At 57.8% G+C, this 16280-nt stretch carries 16 protein-coding genes; 9 read left to right on the top strand and 7 right to left on the bottom strand.

The features are described 5' to 3' along the window. Positions 1 to 35: 35 nt before the first annotated feature. Both speB and ACR0KN_RS04510 read left to right on the top strand, forming a co-directional pair. Entirely contained in the window at positions 36 to 983 is a 948-nt protein-coding gene (speB, locus tag ACR0KN_RS04515) for an agmatinase (protein WP_480651651.1), read from the top strand. A gap of 55 nt (positions 984 to 1038) precedes the next feature. Further along, positions 1039 to 1440 carry a DUF1499 domain-containing protein gene (locus ACR0KN_RS04510; RefSeq protein ID WP_480651649.1) on the top strand — a complete coding sequence of 134 codons (402 nt, stop codon included), beginning with the start codon at positions 1039 to 1041 and terminating at the stop codon, positions 1438 to 1440. On the opposite strand, the gene ACR0KN_RS04505 is transcribed toward ACR0KN_RS04510, so the two are convergent. After that, positions 1366 to 1668, bottom strand: a complete 303-nt coding sequence (locus tag ACR0KN_RS04505; protein ID WP_170470763.1) for a hypothetical protein — start codon at positions 1666 to 1668, stop codon at positions 1366 to 1368. The genes ACR0KN_RS04510 and ACR0KN_RS04505 overlap by 75 nt on opposite strands. A gap of 62 nt (positions 1669 to 1730) precedes the next feature. Here ACR0KN_RS04505 and prfA point away from each other — a divergent pair, with 62 nt between their 5' ends. The 3 genes from prfA to ACR0KN_RS04490 all read left to right on the top strand — a co-directional run bounded on the left by prfA (position 1731) and on the right by ACR0KN_RS04490 (position 4447). Continuing rightward, complete coding sequence (gene prfA, locus ACR0KN_RS04500; RefSeq protein WP_480651776.1) at positions 1731 to 2786, top strand: peptide chain release factor 1; 1056 nt, start codon at positions 1731 to 1733, stop codon at positions 2784 to 2786. Beyond that, positions 2783 to 3640 carry a peptide chain release factor N(5)-glutamine methyltransferase gene (gene prmC / locus ACR0KN_RS04495; RefSeq protein WP_480651647.1) on the top strand — a complete coding sequence of 286 codons (858 nt, stop codon included), beginning with the start codon at positions 2783 to 2785 and terminating at the stop codon, positions 3638 to 3640. Before prfA ends, prmC begins: the two co-directional genes overlap by 4 nt. 228 nt (positions 3641 to 3868) lie before the next feature. Next, positions 3869 to 4447 (top strand): DUF4167 domain-containing protein, encoded by a 579-nt coding sequence (locus tag ACR0KN_RS04490; RefSeq protein ID WP_010440450.1) that lies wholly within the window; start codon positions 3869 to 3871, stop codon positions 4445 to 4447. A 56-nt stretch (positions 4448 to 4503) separates the two neighbouring features. Here the strand turns inward: ACR0KN_RS04490 and rsmA are convergent, their stop codons facing one another. The 5 genes from rsmA to lptG form a co-directional block, all read right to left on the bottom strand. Continuing rightward, positions 4504 to 5346, bottom strand: a complete 843-nt coding sequence (gene rsmA / locus ACR0KN_RS04485; protein ID WP_480651644.1) for a 16S rRNA (adenine(1518)-N(6)/adenine(1519)-N(6))-dimethyltransferase RsmA — start codon at positions 5344 to 5346, stop codon at positions 4504 to 4506. 81 nt (positions 5347 to 5427) lie between these two features. Further along, positions 5428 to 6393 carry a 4-hydroxythreonine-4-phosphate dehydrogenase PdxA gene (gene pdxA / locus ACR0KN_RS04480; protein WP_480651642.1) on the bottom strand — a complete coding sequence of 322 codons (966 nt, stop codon included), beginning with the start codon at positions 6391 to 6393 and terminating at the stop codon, positions 5428 to 5430. After that, a complete protein-coding gene (locus ACR0KN_RS04475) occupies positions 6390 to 7643 on the bottom strand; it encodes a peptidylprolyl isomerase (RefSeq protein ID WP_170470756.1) in 1254 nt (417 codons plus the stop codon). Before ACR0KN_RS04475 ends, pdxA begins: the two co-directional genes overlap by 4 nt. Next, entirely contained in the window at positions 7634 to 9799 is a 2166-nt protein-coding gene (locus ACR0KN_RS04470) for an LPS-assembly protein LptD (RefSeq protein ID WP_480651640.1), read from the bottom strand. Before ACR0KN_RS04470 ends, ACR0KN_RS04475 begins: the two co-directional genes overlap by 10 nt. After that, complete coding sequence (lptG, locus tag ACR0KN_RS04465; RefSeq protein WP_480455188.1) at positions 9799 to 10899, bottom strand: LPS export ABC transporter permease LptG; 1101 nt, start codon at positions 10897 to 10899, stop codon at positions 9799 to 9801. The genes ACR0KN_RS04470 and lptG overlap by 1 nt, the downstream gene beginning before the upstream one ends. A gap of 219 nt (positions 10900 to 11118) precedes the next feature. Between lptG and ACR0KN_RS04460 the strand changes: the two genes are divergently transcribed. Genes ACR0KN_RS04460 through ACR0KN_RS04450 form a run of 3 tightly spaced genes read left to right on the top strand, consistent with a single transcriptional unit; the run spans position 11119 to position 14139 of the window. Then, positions 11119 to 12597 carry a leucyl aminopeptidase gene (locus ACR0KN_RS04460; RefSeq protein ID WP_480651638.1) on the top strand — a complete coding sequence of 493 codons (1479 nt, stop codon included), beginning with the start codon at positions 11119 to 11121 and terminating at the stop codon, positions 12595 to 12597. Positions 12598 to 12601: 4 nt separating this feature from the next. Beyond that, a complete protein-coding gene (locus ACR0KN_RS04455; protein ID WP_480651636.1) occupies positions 12602 to 13060 on the top strand; it encodes a DNA polymerase III subunit chi in 459 nt (152 codons plus the stop codon). A gap of 32 nt (positions 13061 to 13092) precedes the next feature. Continuing rightward, positions 13093 to 14139 carry an aldo/keto reductase gene (locus ACR0KN_RS04450; protein ID WP_480651634.1) on the top strand — a complete coding sequence of 349 codons (1047 nt, stop codon included), beginning with the start codon at positions 13093 to 13095 and terminating at the stop codon, positions 14137 to 14139. Between the two features lie 75 nt (positions 14140 to 14214). Here the strand turns inward: ACR0KN_RS04450 and ACR0KN_RS04445 are convergent, their stop codons facing one another. Next, on the bottom strand, positions 14215 to 15201 hold the full coding sequence (locus ACR0KN_RS04445) for a GlxA family transcriptional regulator (protein ID WP_480651632.1): 987 nt from the start codon (positions 15199 to 15201) through the stop codon (positions 14215 to 14217). 132 nt (positions 15202 to 15333) lie between these two features. Between ACR0KN_RS04445 and bcoG the strand changes: the two genes are divergently transcribed. Then, positions 15334 to 16257, top strand: a complete 924-nt coding sequence (gene bcoG / locus ACR0KN_RS04440) for a 3-dehydrocarnitine:acetyl-CoA trimethylamine transferase BcoG (protein ID WP_480651630.1) — start codon at positions 15334 to 15336, stop codon at positions 16255 to 16257. Positions 16258 to 16280 lie beyond the last annotated feature (23 nt).

Below are 16280 nucleotides of genomic sequence, written 5' to 3'. Positions count from 1 at the left end.
ATCTGCTTGGTAAGGCACCGGATCGGAGACAGTACATGACCGAATATAACCAACCCATTGGAGGCAATGATCTGGCGCGGTTTTCGGGGCCGAATACATTCATGCGTTTGCCGCAGGCGTCGTCGCTTGAAGGGCTGGACGTGGCGATCCTCGGGGTTCCGATGGATATCGGCACTTCTTGGCGGTCGGGCACTCGGTTCGGACCCAAGCAGATCCGCAGCGAAAGTGCGATGATACGGCCCTATAACATGGCCAATGGCGCGGCCCCGTTCGAACATCTACAGATCGCTGATATTGGAGATTTGGCGATCAACACCTTCTCGCTGGCTGATAGTCTTAAGATCATCAAGGATAGCTATGACGGTATTCTGGCGCAGGGCGTGACCCCGGTGGCGATGGGAGGGGATCATTCGATCACCCTGCCGATCCTGCGGGCAATGGCGGCCAAACACGGGCCGGTGGCTCTGGTGCATGTGGACGCTCATGCCGATGTCAATGACGAGATGTTTGGCGAGAAAGAGACCCATGGCACCGTCTTTCGACGAGCCTATGAGGAAAGACTGATTGTCCCTGACAAGACCTTCCAGATCGGCATTCGCGGATCAGGCTATGCCGCCAGCGACTTTACCGAGGCGCAGGGCTGGGGGTTTCGTCAGTATCCCGCGTGGGAGCTATGGCAACAGAACCTGACTGAGATCGGCTCACTGATCCGCAAGAAGGTCAGTGATCATCCGGTCTATATCACCTATGACATCGACAGCCTCGACCCGGCTTATGCGCCCGGCACCGGCACGCCCGAGATCGCGGGTCTGACAACGCCACAGGCGCTACAGCTGATCCATGCACTGGCAGGAATGAACGTGGTGGGCTGTGATCTGGTAGAAGTCTCTCCGCCATATGATCCGTCGGGCAATACGGCGCTGACGGCAGCAAATCTGCTGTTCGAGATGCTGTGCATTCTGCCGGGCGTGACGCCACGATAGGGGTGTTGGTCGCCCTCGGACCGGGTAGGCTTTGCGCAAAGGGATCGAAGGGCAGATGAAAATGGTGCTTTGGCTGTTGATTTCGGTGGGCATTGCGATGGGCGCATATGTTCGTCTTGCGCCGTCTGACCCAACGCGCTGGCATGTTGCCCCCGAAGGTTTGGATCGAGATTTTAGGAACGGCGTAGTGCGGGTCGTTGAGGCAGCCCCGGAAGGGCTGGAGCAACTCGATCATATCGCCCGCGCGACGCCGCGCACGACCGTGCTGGCAGGTTCGATCGAAGAGGGAATGATAACCTATGTCACCCGTTCCAGGGTATTCGGGTTCCCCGACTACACCACCGTGCAGCATGACGGGGATATGCTGCGCATCTATGCGCGCTCAAGATTTGGTCGGAAAGATTTCGGCGTCAATCGACAGCGGGTCACCCACTGGCTTGCTTTGCTGCAACCCTGACGACAAACACCCCTCCTGCACCTCTCGCCACATGGGCACGTTCAGTGACATCTGGCATTGGGCCATGAACATGCGACCGTCGACCTGCAGGCAGATCATCTCTCCCAATTCGACGCGGGTGCCTGATTTGTCGGTGCAATAGCAGTCCTGCACCTTGCCCCCGGGGCCAACAACGTCGGCCATACCAGGGGTTGCAACAAGTGTCAGGGCCAGGATCAGTCGTTTCATGCGCTAAGCCTAGCACAAGGCAAGGCCTTGACCAAAGCCCCCGGATGATAGACACCGCGCGGATGATCCCCGAAGAACGCCTAGAACAGATCACCCAGCGATTCCAATACCTCGAAGCGGCCATGGCTGATGGCGCATCGGGCGGAGATATTGCGACCTTGGCCAAGGAGTATTCCGACCTCAAGCCGGTGGTTGATCAGATCATGGCATGGCGTTTGTTGGTCTCCGATTTGGCCGAGGCCGAAGCGATGCTGGCCGACCCAGACATGAAAGAGCTGGCCGAGGAGGAAATTCCCGAACTGCAGGCGCGAATCCCCGAGGCCGAACATGCCTTGCAGCTGGCATTATTGCCCAAAGACGCGGCGGATGCGCGCGCGGCGATGCTGGAGATACGGCCCGGTACAGGTGGCGATGAGGCGGCTCTGTTCGCCGGAGACCTGCTGCGGATGTACCAGCGATACTCCGAGGCGCGTGGCTGGCAGTTTGAAATCATCGAGGAACAGGCCTCGGATCTCGGCGGGATCAAAGAAGTAGTGGCTCATATCAAGGGCGACAACGTCTTTGCGCGGATGAAATATGAATCTGGCGTGCATCGGGTACAGCGTGTGCCCGAAACCGAAAGCGGCGGGCGTATTCACACTTCGGCAGCGACCGTCGCGGTTTTGCCTGAGGCTGAGGATGTAGACATCCAGATCGACGCGAATGACATCCGCATCGACACGATGCGCAGTTCCGGCGCGGGTGGGCAGCACGTTAATACTACGGATTCGGCGGTGCGGATCACGCACCTGCCCAGCGGTATCGTGGTGACCAGCTCCGAGAAATCGCAACATCGCAACCGTGAGATTGCGATGCAGGTGCTGAAAACGCGCCTTTACGATCTGGAGCGGCAGCGGATCGACAGTGAGCGGTCAGCGGATCGCGCCAGCCAAGTGGGCTCGGGTGACCGGTCGGAACGGATCAGGACTTATAATTTCCCACAGGGTCGTATGACGGATCACCGCATCAACCTGACGCTCTATAAGCTGGATCAGGTGATGCAGGGCGATCTGGATGAGGTGATTGATGCGCTAACCGCAGATGATCAGGCCCGGCTGCTGGCCGAGATGGCGCAATGATTGCGGCACTGACAGCTGCGCAGGCCATGGTAGCGGCCACCGCGCGTTTGCGCGCGGCAGGGGTGCCCGATCCGGCGCGGGATGCGCGGGTGCTGCTGGCCCATGCGGCACGGATCGAGGCCAGCCGTGTGACGCTGATCGCACCCGAGGAACTGCCCGTTGATATCGCAGAGCGCTATGAACAGTTGATTTCTCTTCGTGCCATCCGGGTGCCGGTGTCGCACCTTCTGGGCGAGCGCGAATTCTATGGTCGTCGGTTCCGGGTCAGCCGTGATGTACTTGACCCTCGTCCAGAAACCGAAGCTTTGATCGAAGCAGCTCTAAGTGAACCGTTCGATCATGTTCTGGACCTGGGCTTGGGCTCGGGCTGTATCTTGATCACCTTGCTAGCTGAACGGGCGAGCGCCTCGGGCGTCGGGGTGGATTTGAGCGAAGCGGCCTGCCTGCAGGCCAGCGCCAATGCTGTTCAGCATCAAGTTCAGGCGCGTTTGGAGATTCGGCGGTCGGATTGGTTTGAAAACATTCAGGGGCAATTTGACCTGATTGTTTCGAATCCGCCCTATATTTCATGGGAAGAAATGAATGAACTTTCGCCGGAAGTACGTGAGCATGAGCCGCGCATGGCTTTGACGGATGAGGGCGACGGATTGGACGCGTACCGTCGTATAGCGGCCTCGGCCCCAGATTATCTGATGCCTGGCGGGCGTATTTTGGTAGAAATCGGTCCAACGCAAGGCGCTTATGTCTCAGCGTTATTTGATGCCGCTGGACTGACGCGCACGCAGGTGATTCCTGACCTAGACGGGCGTGACCGGGTTGTAGGGGCAAGAATGCCACCATCCCGGGGAATCTGAAGCTGAAAAATGCCGATTAATGTAAAAAAGCTGCGACAATTGTGAGAATCCTCTTGTCTGAGCGCTCAGGACATGTTTACTCAGGATTAGTCGGCGAGGTTGACGCTGTTTCAGCGCACCCCTGACGCCAAGCCCAAAAAGTCGATAGCGCGTAACGGCACAAAGCCACTGAGCAGCGTTAGATACGGGTTGATCGACAGTGAATTGATAAGGCTGACGTAAAGTAAGATGAGATCTTCCAAATCCCGCTCGCGGGCCAAGAACAACCGCAATCGTCCTTCTGGCGGCAACGTCGTAAACCGGGTTTTTGACAGCTCGGGCCCTGAGGGCAAAGTGCGTGGCACACCGCAGCAGATCATTGACAAATACAATCAACTGGCGCGTGACGCACAGCTGTCGAATGACCGTGTGGCGGCTGAGAACTTTCAACAACACGCCGAGCATTACCTGCGCATGCTGAGCGAGGCGCAGCGCGAGATCGAAGCGCGCCGCGAAGAGCAAGAGCGCCAGAACCGCGAACGGCAAGCTGAACGTGACCGTGAGCGCGCCGAACGTCAGGAGCGCGAAGCGGCTCGTCAGGCGGACCCTGCCGAAGCTCCACAACCTGATGTGATGGATTTCGCCTCGGCCGAACCGACACCTGAAAGCGGGTTGGTCGAGACACCCGAAAGCAAAGGTGCCGAAGCTCCGGCTCAGGAGAAGAAGGAAAAGCCGGCGCGTAAACCGCGGGCGCGCAAGCCCAAAGCACCGCCTGCAGCTGAGGATACGCCCGCCGATACAGGCGACGCACCAGAAGCGGCCGAATAAGATCGGCTCACGCCGACAAAAGCCCCGAGGTTTTTACCCGGGGCTTTTTATTGCGATCAGGGTTTCTGAATTTCGCGAGCCAAGGCACAGAAAGCTTCCAGCGGAATCTGCTCGGCGCGTTCAGTGGGTTTGATACCAGCGGCAAGCAGGCGGTCTTCGATATCCGGGGCCGTACCTTTGAGCGAGGCACGCAGCATCTTGCGACGTTGATTGAAGGCCGCCGCGACCACGCGGGACAGGGTGCGGGCGTCCGCTGGATACCGGGGCTCGGGTAACGCTGTCAGGTGAACCACCGCACTGGAGACCTTCGGTGGAGGTGTGAACGCTCCGGGCGGCAGGGACATCGCGATGCGCGCTTCGGCCCGCCATTGGGCGAGGATGGCAAGGCGGCCATAGGCCTTGCTGCCGGGTTGGGCTACGATCCGCTCGGCCACTTCGCGCTGGAACATAAGGGTCAGGCTTTGCCAGAAAGGTGGCCAATCGGGCGGGGTGAGCCAGCGGACCAGAAGCTCGGTTCCGACATTATAAGGCAGGTTCGCGACCACGCGAATCGGAGGCGTCAGATGGGCCAATGGATCGATTTCCAGCGCATCACCGTTGATGACCTCGAGCCTGCCGGGATAAGCGGCGGCAATATCGTTCAAGGCTGCGATGCAGCGAGTGTCTTTTTCAACGGCGACGACTTTGCGGGCCCCCTCAGACAGCAGGCCACGGGTCAAACCACCAGGTCCCGGCCCGATCTCAAGGAGATCGCATTCGTCCAGGTCTCCGGCCTGCCGCGCGATCTTTGCCGTCAGGTTGAGGTCGAGCAGAAAGTTCTGACCCAGCGATTTGCGGGCCGAGAGCTGATGGGTGGCGATAACCTCGCGCAGCGGGGGGAGGGAGTCGATGGCGCTCATGGCTTTATCGTTGTTCGGATTGGATTTGGTGCGCCAGATGTTTTTTGCCTCCGGCGGGGATATTTTTGGCCAGATGAAGCATTAGCGAGATTGCGCCATCTTCTGGGCCAGTCTGAGCGCCTCGATCAGGCTGGTTGGGTTTGCGATGCCTTGGCCTGCAATGTCCAAGGCCGTGCCGTGATCTGGCGAGGTTCTGACGAAGGGCAGGCCCAGCGTCACGTTTACACCTCGGTCAAAATCCAGCGTCTTGATCGGGATCAGCGCCTGGTCGTGATACATTGCAATCGCCGCATCGTAGCGCGCACGTGCCGCGGCGTGGAACATGGTATCTGCGGGGTGCGGGCCGGTCACTGAATAGCCATTGGGTGACAAATCGGCGATCAGCGGCGCGATCCAGTCGAGCTCCTCAGTCCCCATCTTTCCCTCTTCGCCCGCGTGGGGGTTCAATCCAGCCACGGCGATTCTGGGATTGGGGATGCCAAACTGGTCGCGCAAACCCCGTGCGGTGATCTCGATCGTTTCACGCAAAACTTCTGGAGTGAGCGCGCTTGTGACTTGCGATAGCGGAATATGGATGGTGGCTGGTACCACCCGCAATTGATCGCTCGCGAGCATCATCACGACGCGCGACTGTCCCGCCAGTGAGGCTAGGAATTCGGTATGTCCCGGAAACGCAAATCCAGCCCCATCGATCAGTGCCTTCTTGTGGATCGGTGCTGTACAAAGCGCCGATGCTGCACCGGATTGGACCAACTCGACACCCCGTTCAATAGCATCAACGACAGCGGGCGCATTTTTGGCTTCGGGATGTCCGGGTGTATTTACAGACGAAAACTCGACATGCAGAACGGGCAGGGCAGTGGCGCTTGCTGCACGTGCTTCTGCTGGGTCAGATATCCGATTGATCGGAGTGCCTGCCGGGAGGTGTGAGGCATCGCCGATATAGAAGAACGGGCATTCATCGCGCAATGATTGCCAGGCTTTGGCCGCGATCTCGGGGCCTATACCTGCAGGTTCGCCGCAGCTGAGTGCGATAGGTGGTGTCATTGCTCGATGATGACGGCTTCGGCTCGGAGCTGTTCCAGCAGGCTATCAGCAAGAGCCTGCAAGCGTTGTTGTGTCAGAGCGTTGGCTACATCCACTCGGGTCGTTTCTTCACCCAGATCGCGGGTTCTGTTGCACAGCATCAGGAACATCAGTGTCTGACCGTTGTTTCGTGTCAGTGCAGTTGAAACCTCATTTGGGTCAAGTTTGGCCAGTTCCAATGCAACATCGCGTGGTATCTCGGACGGTTTAGCGGTGTTACGATCGAGAATATCCGGCGACTGACCCTTGGCCAATCCATAGAGATCATCGCAGGTGTCGATCTCTTCCTTGAGTTTGGTGGCTTTTGCGAGCGTATCTGTATTGCGGCCACCTGGGAGGTAATAGATGGCGTAGTCGATTTCGGAATATCGCGGCGCGCTGCCCGCTGTTTCACGGATACCCCTCATCTGGAATAGCGCCACAGCGTTTGGCAGTGCAAGCGGATCAGTAATCTCACCATTTTTCAGGCCCAAGATGACCGGCTGCAGAGCGGGTGGCAGATTTGTGATCGAAAGCCATTCGAGCCGCCCGCCATTTTCACGTGTAGCCGCTGCTGAGTACTGTGTTGCGGCGGCCGAAAAGCTCTCCTGATCGGGGAGCAATGCAATTTCGTCGGCCAGAGCCTCGGCTTGAGCCAGTGTTTGTGGGGTTATTGGAATGATGATTTCTGACAATAAAACCTGCAAGCCGCCGCCGCCGCCCTGTCCGAGTGCGCGATTGATTTCATCCTCGCTCGGCCGGGCCTGCGACAAAAAGCGAGTGGCGACATAATCCCGCCAGGATAATTGGTCGGCCACGAAATCCCGTACGGTTTCCGTGGAAACACCCTCTTCGTTCAGTAGTCTTAGAAACTCGTCTGTGCTCAGGTTGCCGCGTGAGGCGAATTCATCAATTCCAGATTGAACATCTTCTGGCGTCGCCTGTATCCCGGCATCACGCATGGCCTGTTTACGCAGCCTGTCATCGATAAGTGCATTGCGGACTTCTGTGTCGGAACTGCCGGGGATACCCAGAAGATCCAGAAACTGTTGGCGCTGTTGCAGTTCATACCAAGTGACAATGTCTTGATTGACCCGGATTGCAGGAGAGAAAAGGCTTTGACTCTGGGCCGGGGGTGTCGCCAGGGCAACAAACGCGGCAGCCAACACCGGCAGGACCGAATTACGATAGCCCGCGCGAAGAGATTTTGTGAAACCTGAGATCAACTGCATCTTCTCTTAAACTTTTGTCCATTGCCTTCGACGGAGTACCCTGTCAGGGCTACGGTAAAGCCGAATTCCGTCGAAGGCTCAATACTTGATGTGGAGGTAAAGCGTCTGTTGACGTTCACATTCACCTGCACGCACTCATTCTGGTAGGTCAAACCAAACCCCAGGCGGAGCGGCTCAGATTCGCTGAAATCATAGCGCGCGCTGGCGCGGGTCAGCCAGTTCTGATCTACGCGATAGCGACCCGATATGCGCAGCTCTGATATCTCGTCATTGTTAGCTTCAGCCGGGTCCGGTTCCAGCCAGATATAGCCGCCAGATAGTGCCGTATCTCCTTTGACCCACGCTGCGCGCAACTCGGCTTTCGTAAAACTGAAGTCATTATTCAGCAGTCCACGTGCCGCCAGTGTCAAACCTTTGCCATTGTTAAGTTGACCGGCCAAAAGAATGTCCGATTTGGTCCCCTGCAATCCTGATGTCAGCGTGAAATCCGGATCGGCGTCAGACCGAAAAACTTGCCCAACTGTTGCGAGCGCACGCCAACCATCAGCGTTGTAGCGGGACCAATTCAAGCCGACCACGGCGGTTGTGCCATCTTCACGCCGGTCAGGCGCAGGAAATCGCGAAAGCGCCAGCAGATTGCCCTGATCGAGCTCTTGAAATGTGCTTTCGTCGTTGGGCACATCGTTATCTGAAACATGTGTCCAGCCGATTTGTGCAATAGGTTCCAAGATTTGCGTCGCACCAGATTGCTCGCGTCGCAACATTGGGTAGCGCAAAGTAAAGGCCGCGCGCGGCGTCGAGCGCGTTACATTGTTCGGGTAACTGCTGTCATTTCTGATGTTGAACGTGTCAATTGCTGCGCCCAGCTGGGCCTCGGCACGTAGCCCGGTTGCGAAAGTCCAGTTGCGCAGCCATTCTGCGTCAAAAGTCGCGCGGGCGACATCGCGCCCAACAATATCCTCATCGCTGGTGCGTGTGTGAGTGTGGCCAAGAAAGGCCAGTTGAACTTCGCCCCCGAGGGCTTTGGGAAATAAACGTTTTCGATAGTTGAGGTCGAAGATACGCGATGGGATCTCTTCCTCATTTTCGCTATCCCGCAGGCTTTTGTAATGGATGAAGCCGGTTTTGAACGCAGTGTCGCGTTTTATCCTTTCAAGGGCGATCTCGCTGCGCAGGCGATCAAAATCGGGCAGGCCATAGTCGGCCAGATACGAGTCGTCCGAGGTTGTTTTGATGTCAAACGTCAGTCGATAGCTGTTTCCCAGGCTGAAGCGACCATCAGCAAATAGGTATCCGCGATCTTCACCGGGTTGCAAATCGTCTCGGGTATAGGCCCCTCTCAGACGGATGCCGCCGGCTTTGAAGGCCTGCCTGTAGCGAAACCCGAGGGTACGGGTTTTGGATGACAGATAGGGGGTCAACGTCAGGTCTTTGTGGTCTCCGATCTTGAAGAAGTAGGGAACCTGTACTCCGGTACTCAATTGTGAGGTCGTGCGGATTGATGGCACCAGGAAACCTGTCGCGCGTTCGAGAGTTGGATCGGGCAGGCGCAGGGTGGGGAAATAGAAGACAGGTACATCCAGAATGCGGAACTGGGCGCCTTCGAAATACAGCTGTCTTTCGAGCTGATCATGCGTGACTTTGCGTGCGCGAATTTGCCAGATCGGAGGGGTGCCGTTTGCGCAGACATGACATGAGGTTGCCGCCACTTTGCTGAACTGTGTGTATCGCCCCGCCGCACGGGTAGCTTGGACCGAAGCGATCTGAACCTGCTGCTCAAATACCATACGCGCGCCCATCAACAGGCCATTCTGGATGCCGCTATCCAATTGTGCAGAATCGGCCAGCAATGTGCTGTCCCCACCTTGATCGATCCGGATCGGGCCGACCAGAGTCAGCTCACCTGTTTCACGATCATAGGTGACGCTTTGGGCTGTGAGTTTCACGTCGCCCTGAAAAGCTTCGACATTTCCTTCGGCGACCAGTTTGCGGTCCGGGGTGATGAAAATCTCATCGGCCACAAGTAGGGCTGGTTGATTTTGCTCAGCCGTACCGGTGTCGTTGGTGGCGCCTGGCACTTCCGACTGTGCCATAGCAACAGCAGGCAGGGACAGGATCAATGCGGTCGAAAGTAGTAAGGAGAGGATAGGGCGCATCAGCCGTCCTCCGCATGAAGCAAAAGACCCAGTGACAAAAGGATACCCGCAAAAGGTGGAGCCCAGGCCGCAACAAGGATCGGCAATTGTCCGTTCTCGCCAAGAATTTGCGCAAAGTTTCGAATGAAATAAATGCCGAACCCCAGCAAAACGGCAGTTAGTACGGCAACACCCGTGCCACCAAACCGGACATGGCGCATTGTAAAGGCCGCACCGATCAGAACCATCGAGACCAGAAACAGCGGGCGGGCGAGCTGAACCTGCAACCAGACTTCATATTGTTTGGTGGAAAATCCGGCCTCTTCCAGATCTCGGATCAATTGCGGCAAGTCGTAGACGGATACTGAATCCTGCTGCCCCAAAGTGTCCAAAATCCGGTCTCGTGTCAGCGTTGTCGGGAGGTTCAGTACCTCGTGCGTGCTGGAATTTGCTTCGGGGTTAAGGTCATCCTGAATAGGCCAGATCTTGGCCTGATGCAGGGTCCAGAACCCATCCTCAAGATCGGCCTGTCGGGCTGAAATTTGTTGGTTCGGTTTACCGTCGGGTGCGAATGTGGTGATGGTTACGTCTTTCAAGGCGAACCTGTCTCCGTTGACCGTACCGGTTGCGTGGATCACCGACTGGCCATTGGCTGAACCCTGGCGCAGCCATAGCCCTTCGCGGCTGATCGAAAGGGCCGAACTGCCTTGGTTTCGGTAGCCATCCGACAGACGCTGAAATTCTTCTGAGGTGGCAGCGGCAATCGGGTTCAGCAAAGCAACCGCGAGTGTTCCGATTGTCAGCGCCAGCAATACCGGGGCCAATAGTGCGCGGATTCCAGACCGGCCGATGGCTCGGGTCACGACCAATTCGGAACTGCGGGCAAGGCCAACGAACAATGCAATAGTGGCCAAGATCATCAAAAGCGGTAGCATCTCGCTAATCGCGGCGGGCGTGTTTAGAAGTGTCAACTGCAATAGCTGACCAAAGGACAGGCCAGTACCATCGAACCGGCGCACCTGCTCGATCAGATCGATCAGGATCATCAAAGTCAGAAAGATTCCGCCGATTATGAGAAAGCTTTGGATAAAGCGGCGGGCAAAATAGCGGTCGAGGATCACGCGCGTGTCCCCATCAGGCTTCGGCAAACGAGAATCGCAGCCGGGCATGGATTCATGCGCGACGGCCTGTAGCTGCCGATTGATCTCACGTTATCTCCCCCGAGCCTGCCGTTATTTTCGCGCGACCATAATGCAATTGGTCGGCGGGGAAAACTGCTATCTGGTCAATGGTGGCTGTGCGGGCTAGGTCTTGTGCAACGCATTTTTCAGGAGAATGATATGAGCAGTCTAATGCCCGTCCGTTTCACCCCTTTTGACCTTGATGCGATGGCGCAGGCCGAAGGGCGCGTGGCCATTCTCATTCCCGCCGATGGCAAGATGAGCCCTGCCGCGCGACGGGCCAATCGTTTGACCAAAGGTGGAATTGCGAGGCTGGTGGAAAGCGAGCGTTTCAGCAAAGTGAAATCGGGTGATGTGATCTCGCTGGCATGGCCGGCAGGAATGGAGGCCGAGGCGCTGGATATTTTGGTCCTGCCGCGCCGACCCGATTTCGACGAAGCACGAAAGGCCGGGGCTAATCTGGCAAAGCTGTCTGCTGGTAAATCTGTGCTGGTCATGGCCGCCAACCACGCGCGAATCGAAGAGTTGGCTTTGGGCATGGTTCTGAGGGCCTACGATTTTGATGTCCACAAAACCAAGGAATCTGATCCGTTGGGCGAGATTGTCATCGGTCATTCAAAGCCTGAGGAGGCCGAGGCCACATTTGCGCCGCTCTATGCCGTCGCGGATGGGGTGCGCATGACACGGGATCTGACAAATGAACCCGCAAATGTGCTGACGACAACCGAATTCGCGGACAGGTTGGTCGAGATGGAATCGCTGGGCCTGAAGGTCGAGGTTCTGGAAGAAGACAAGTTGGCCGAACTGGGCATGCGCACGCTGCTGAGCGTCGGGCAGGGCTCAGTCAGTCCCTCGAAAGTTGTGGTGATGCAGTGGGATGGTGGTGACAAGGATGACGCGCCGCTGGCCTTGGTCGGCAAGGGTGTTGTGTTCGATACCGGGGGTATCTCGCTGAAGCCCGCGGGTGGCATGGAAGACATGACCATGGACATGGGCGGCGCGGGTGTTGTTGCCGGAACCATACGTGCGCTGGCCAAGCGCAAGGCCAAGGCAAATGTCGTTGGGCTGGTCGGGTTGGTCGAGAACATGCCGTCGGGCAATGCCTCACGCCCCGGTGATGTCGTCAAATCGATGAAAGGCGACACTGTTGAGATAATCAACACCGACGCAGAGGGTCGTTTGGTTCTGTGCGACGTCATGTGGTACGCACAGGATCGGTTCCAGCCGGTGGGCATGATCGATCTGGCCACTTTGACGGGGGCAGTGATCATCGGACTTGGGCATGAGAATGCCGGTGTGTTTTCGAATAATGACACGTTCTGTGATGCCTTCCTGAAATCCGCCAAGGCCGAGGATGAAGGCGCATGGCGGCTGCCATTGGGCGAAGGCTATGACAAGCAGTTGAAATCACGCATTGCGGATATGAAGAACGTAGGGGGACGGCCAGCCGGTTCGATCACCGCGGCGCAGTTCCTGCAGCGCTTTGTCAAGGAAGAGACACCTTGGATTCACCTCGATATCGCTGGTGTGGCCTCGGTGTCCTCCGAGACGTCTTATGCGCCCAAAGGGGCCACCGGCTGGGGCGTTCGTGCACTAAGCCGCTTCGTACAGGACAATTTCGAGACAACGGGCGGATAGATCCGTGGGCGCGGTCTATTTCTACCACCTGACTCGTCAGCCGTTGGAGCACACCCTGCCTGTGCTGTTGGACAAGGCGCGGCAGGCCGGGTGGCGGATTGCCGTGCGGGGGATTGACCCATCGCGGATGGATTGGCTGGATGAAAAACTGTGGCTGGGTCCCGAAGAGGGGTTCCTGCCACATGGCCGTGAAGGTGGCCCGCATGACGCGGCGCAGCCGATTTTGTTGACGACCAGACCAGAGGCCGCCAATGGGGCGACTTGCGTTATGGCTGTCGATGGGGCACCGATTGAGGCGGACGAGGTTTCGGCGTTGGAGCGTGTCTGTATTCTGTTTGACGGCAACGACCCGGAGGCGGTGCAACATGCGCGTCGGCAATGGAAATCCCTAACCGGCGCAGGATGCACGGCTCAATATTGGTCCGAGGAATCCGGACGATGGGAGAAGAAGGCCGAGGCGTGATCGGCAGCATTAATTTTTTTGGGAGATTTTAAATGGATATGAAGCCCTTGGGCCGCACAGGAATCGTGGTGTCGGATTTATGTCTGGGCACGATGACCTTTGGTACACAAACATCGGAAGCCGAGGCGCACCGCCAGATGGATACGGCGCTCGCCGGTGGGATCAATTTCGTAGACGCCGCCGAGATGTATCCGGTGAATCCAATTTCCAAGGAAACAATCGGGCGGACCGAAGAGATTCTGGGCAACTGGAATGCCGCCAATCCCTCGCGGCGTGGGGATTATGTGCTGGCCACGAAGCACTCCGGCGAGGGATTCGTGCATGCGCGAAATGGGGCTCCGATCTCGAAAGAAACCATTCCTGAGGCGATTGAAGGATCATTGCGTCGATTGCAGACGGATGTCATCGACCTCTATCAGTTCCATTGGCCAAATCGCGGCAGCTACATGTTCCGGCAGAACTGGGACTATGCGCCCTTGGGGCACAACCGGAATGAGATCGTGGACGAGATGCGAGAGAGTCTGGTGGCGCTGCAAGCACAGGTGGATAAAGGAAATATCCGCGCCTTTGGCCTGTCGAACGAGAGCGCATGGGGCACCGCGCAGTGGTTGCGGGCATCGGATGAGGTCGGCGGACCTCGGGTCGCGTCGATCCAGAACGAGTATTCGCTGCTCTGCCGGTTGTTCGATACGGATCTGGCTGAATTGTGTTTGCTCGAAGATGTCGGGTTGCTGTCGTTCTCACCCTTGGCGGCGGGTTTTCTCACGGGGAAATATCAAGGTGGTGCTATTCCAGAAGGGTCACGCATGGCGTTAGTCCCGAATATGGGCGGGCGCAAAACGGATCGCGTGTATGATGCTGTGGCTGCTTACCTGGATATCGCGCAGCGACACGGGTTGGATCCGGTGCACATGTCCCTGGCGTGGTGTTGCAGCCGGCCGTTTATGGGATCGACAATTTTTGGCGCGACGACGGTGGCGCAATTGGAGCATATTCTGGTGGGCAAGGATCTGAAGCTGTCGTCCGAAGTGATGGCCGAGATCAGTGCGGCGCACCGGGCGTTTCCGATGCCATATTGAAGGGATAGGGGCTCTGCCCCCATCGCCTTTGGCTACTCTCCCGAGGTATTTTTGGCCAGATGAAGCTGGATCGCCTCAGTGATGGGTGGGTTGTGTGCGGTCTTGCCTGAGGTCGCGGGCCGATAGGCCATGCGCGGTGCGGAAGGCGCGGGCGAAGCTCGATTGTGACGCGAAGCCTGTGGCGAGTGCCACATCCATCAAAGGAATGTCGGTATCGGTGACGAGTCGGCGTGCCTCGGCCAGTCTGAGTTGCAGGTAGTGGTCTTGCGGTGTGGTATTCAGGCGCAGCCGGAATTGCTGCTGTAGGGTGCGGGCGCTGGTGCCGAGAGCGTCAGCGATGTCAGCCAGTGGAAGGGGTTCGTCCAGAGATGATTCCATCAGCGAGTTTGCCTTGGCGGTCAGGGCAGTATGGCGATGCGGTGCGCCAGTACGGCTTTGCGGTTTTGAGGGTTCGGATGTGCCTTCGTAGAGGAACAGTCCGGAGACCCGGGCAGCAAATCCAGCACCATGGCGGGCGGCGATGATGTGCAGCATCATATCGATCGCTGGGACAGCACCGCCCGAGGTCAGGCGGTTTTCGGACACGGTGAACCGGTCGGGTCGCACATCGACATTCGGGAAGCGGGCAGAAAAATTCTCCAAGTCCTCCCAATGGGTCGTTGCAGCGTGACCATCCAGCAGTCCAGCCTCGGCCAGCAACCAGGGGCCGCCATCTATCCCAGCCATTGTAGCGCCAGAGGCGGCGATCCGGCGAAGACCGGCAAGTAGGCTAGGCGTTGCGTGACGTGCGAGTTGGAAGCCCGCAACGACAATCATCAGGTCGCAGCCTTGCAGGCGTGCCAATGGGATGCCTTGTACATTCAGAGCGCTCGTCAACATCGCGGGCTCGACAGTGGCGGTGACGTAGTCCCAGTCAAAAGCGGGCCGGTCTGCCAATCGGTTGGCTGCGCGCATCGGGTCGACCGCAGCAGCAAAGCTGAGCGTGTTGCATTCGTCCAGCACTAGCACCGCCGTTTTCAGGGCGCGATGTTCAGGTTGGAGTATGTTTTTTGCGGATTTCATCAAGTCTGATTCGCATTCTGCCAAGTGGTTTGTCCAAGGCTGCGCCAGAGTTGGCGTTGACGCAAATCGGAATCCGGGGAGAAGCCTGGGGAAAACCTTAGGTAAAACCGGGTATAAGCTGGGGAAAACGCCATGCCTTTGGAAATGAACCGCGAAGTCTTTATCACCTGTGCCGTGACTGGGTCGGGCGGAACACAGGATCGCAGCCCTCATGTCCCGCGCTCACCCAAGCAAATCGCCGACAGCGCGATTGCTGCAGCCAAGGCCGGTGCGGCGGTGGTGCACTGCCACGTGCGCGACCCTGAGACGGGTGCACCGTCGCGCGATCTGGCGCTGTATCGTGAGGTGACGGACCGTATACGTGATGCTGAGGTTGATGCAGTGCTGAACCTGACGGCTGGCATGGGCGGAGACATGGTGTTCGGCGGGATCGAAAATCCGCTGCCATTGGCGGAGGCCGGAACCGATCTGGTTGGTGCTACCGAGCGTGTAGCACACGTGGCCGAGTGCTTGCCGGAAATCTGCACCTTGGATTGTGGCACGATGAACTTTGCCGAAGCCGACTATGTGATGACCAATACCCCCGGCGCCTTGCGCGCGATGGGGCAAATGATGACCGATCTGGGTGTGAAGCCCGAGATCGAGGCCTTTGATACCGGTCATCTGTGGTTTGCCAAACAACTGGTGAAAGAGGGTGTTCTGGAACCGAATGCGCTGGTGCAACTGTGCATGGGTGTGCCCTGGGGCGCGCCGGATGATCTGAACACCTTCATGGCGATGGTAAACAACGTGCCAGAAGACTGGACGTTCAGTGCGTTTTCTTTGGGTCGGAACGAGATGGCCTATGTGGCGGCCTCGGTTCTGGCGGGTGGCAATGTCCGTGTCGGGTTGGAGGACAATCTGTGGCTCGAGAAGGGTGTATTGGCCGAGAACTGGCAACTGGTCGAACGTGCGGGCAGTATAATCGAAAACATGGGCGCACGGGTAATCGGACCGCAGGAAGTGCGTGAGAAACTGGGTCTGGTCAAGCGGGCACCGGCAGGAGTGGTGGGCTGAAGCCCGTCCTACGAGTAAGGTCA

The organism is Ruegeria sp. AP7 (assembly GCF_056539905.1).
Note: the sequence above shows the minus strand (reverse complement) of the source record. Positions and strands in the feature narration are given on the sequence as shown.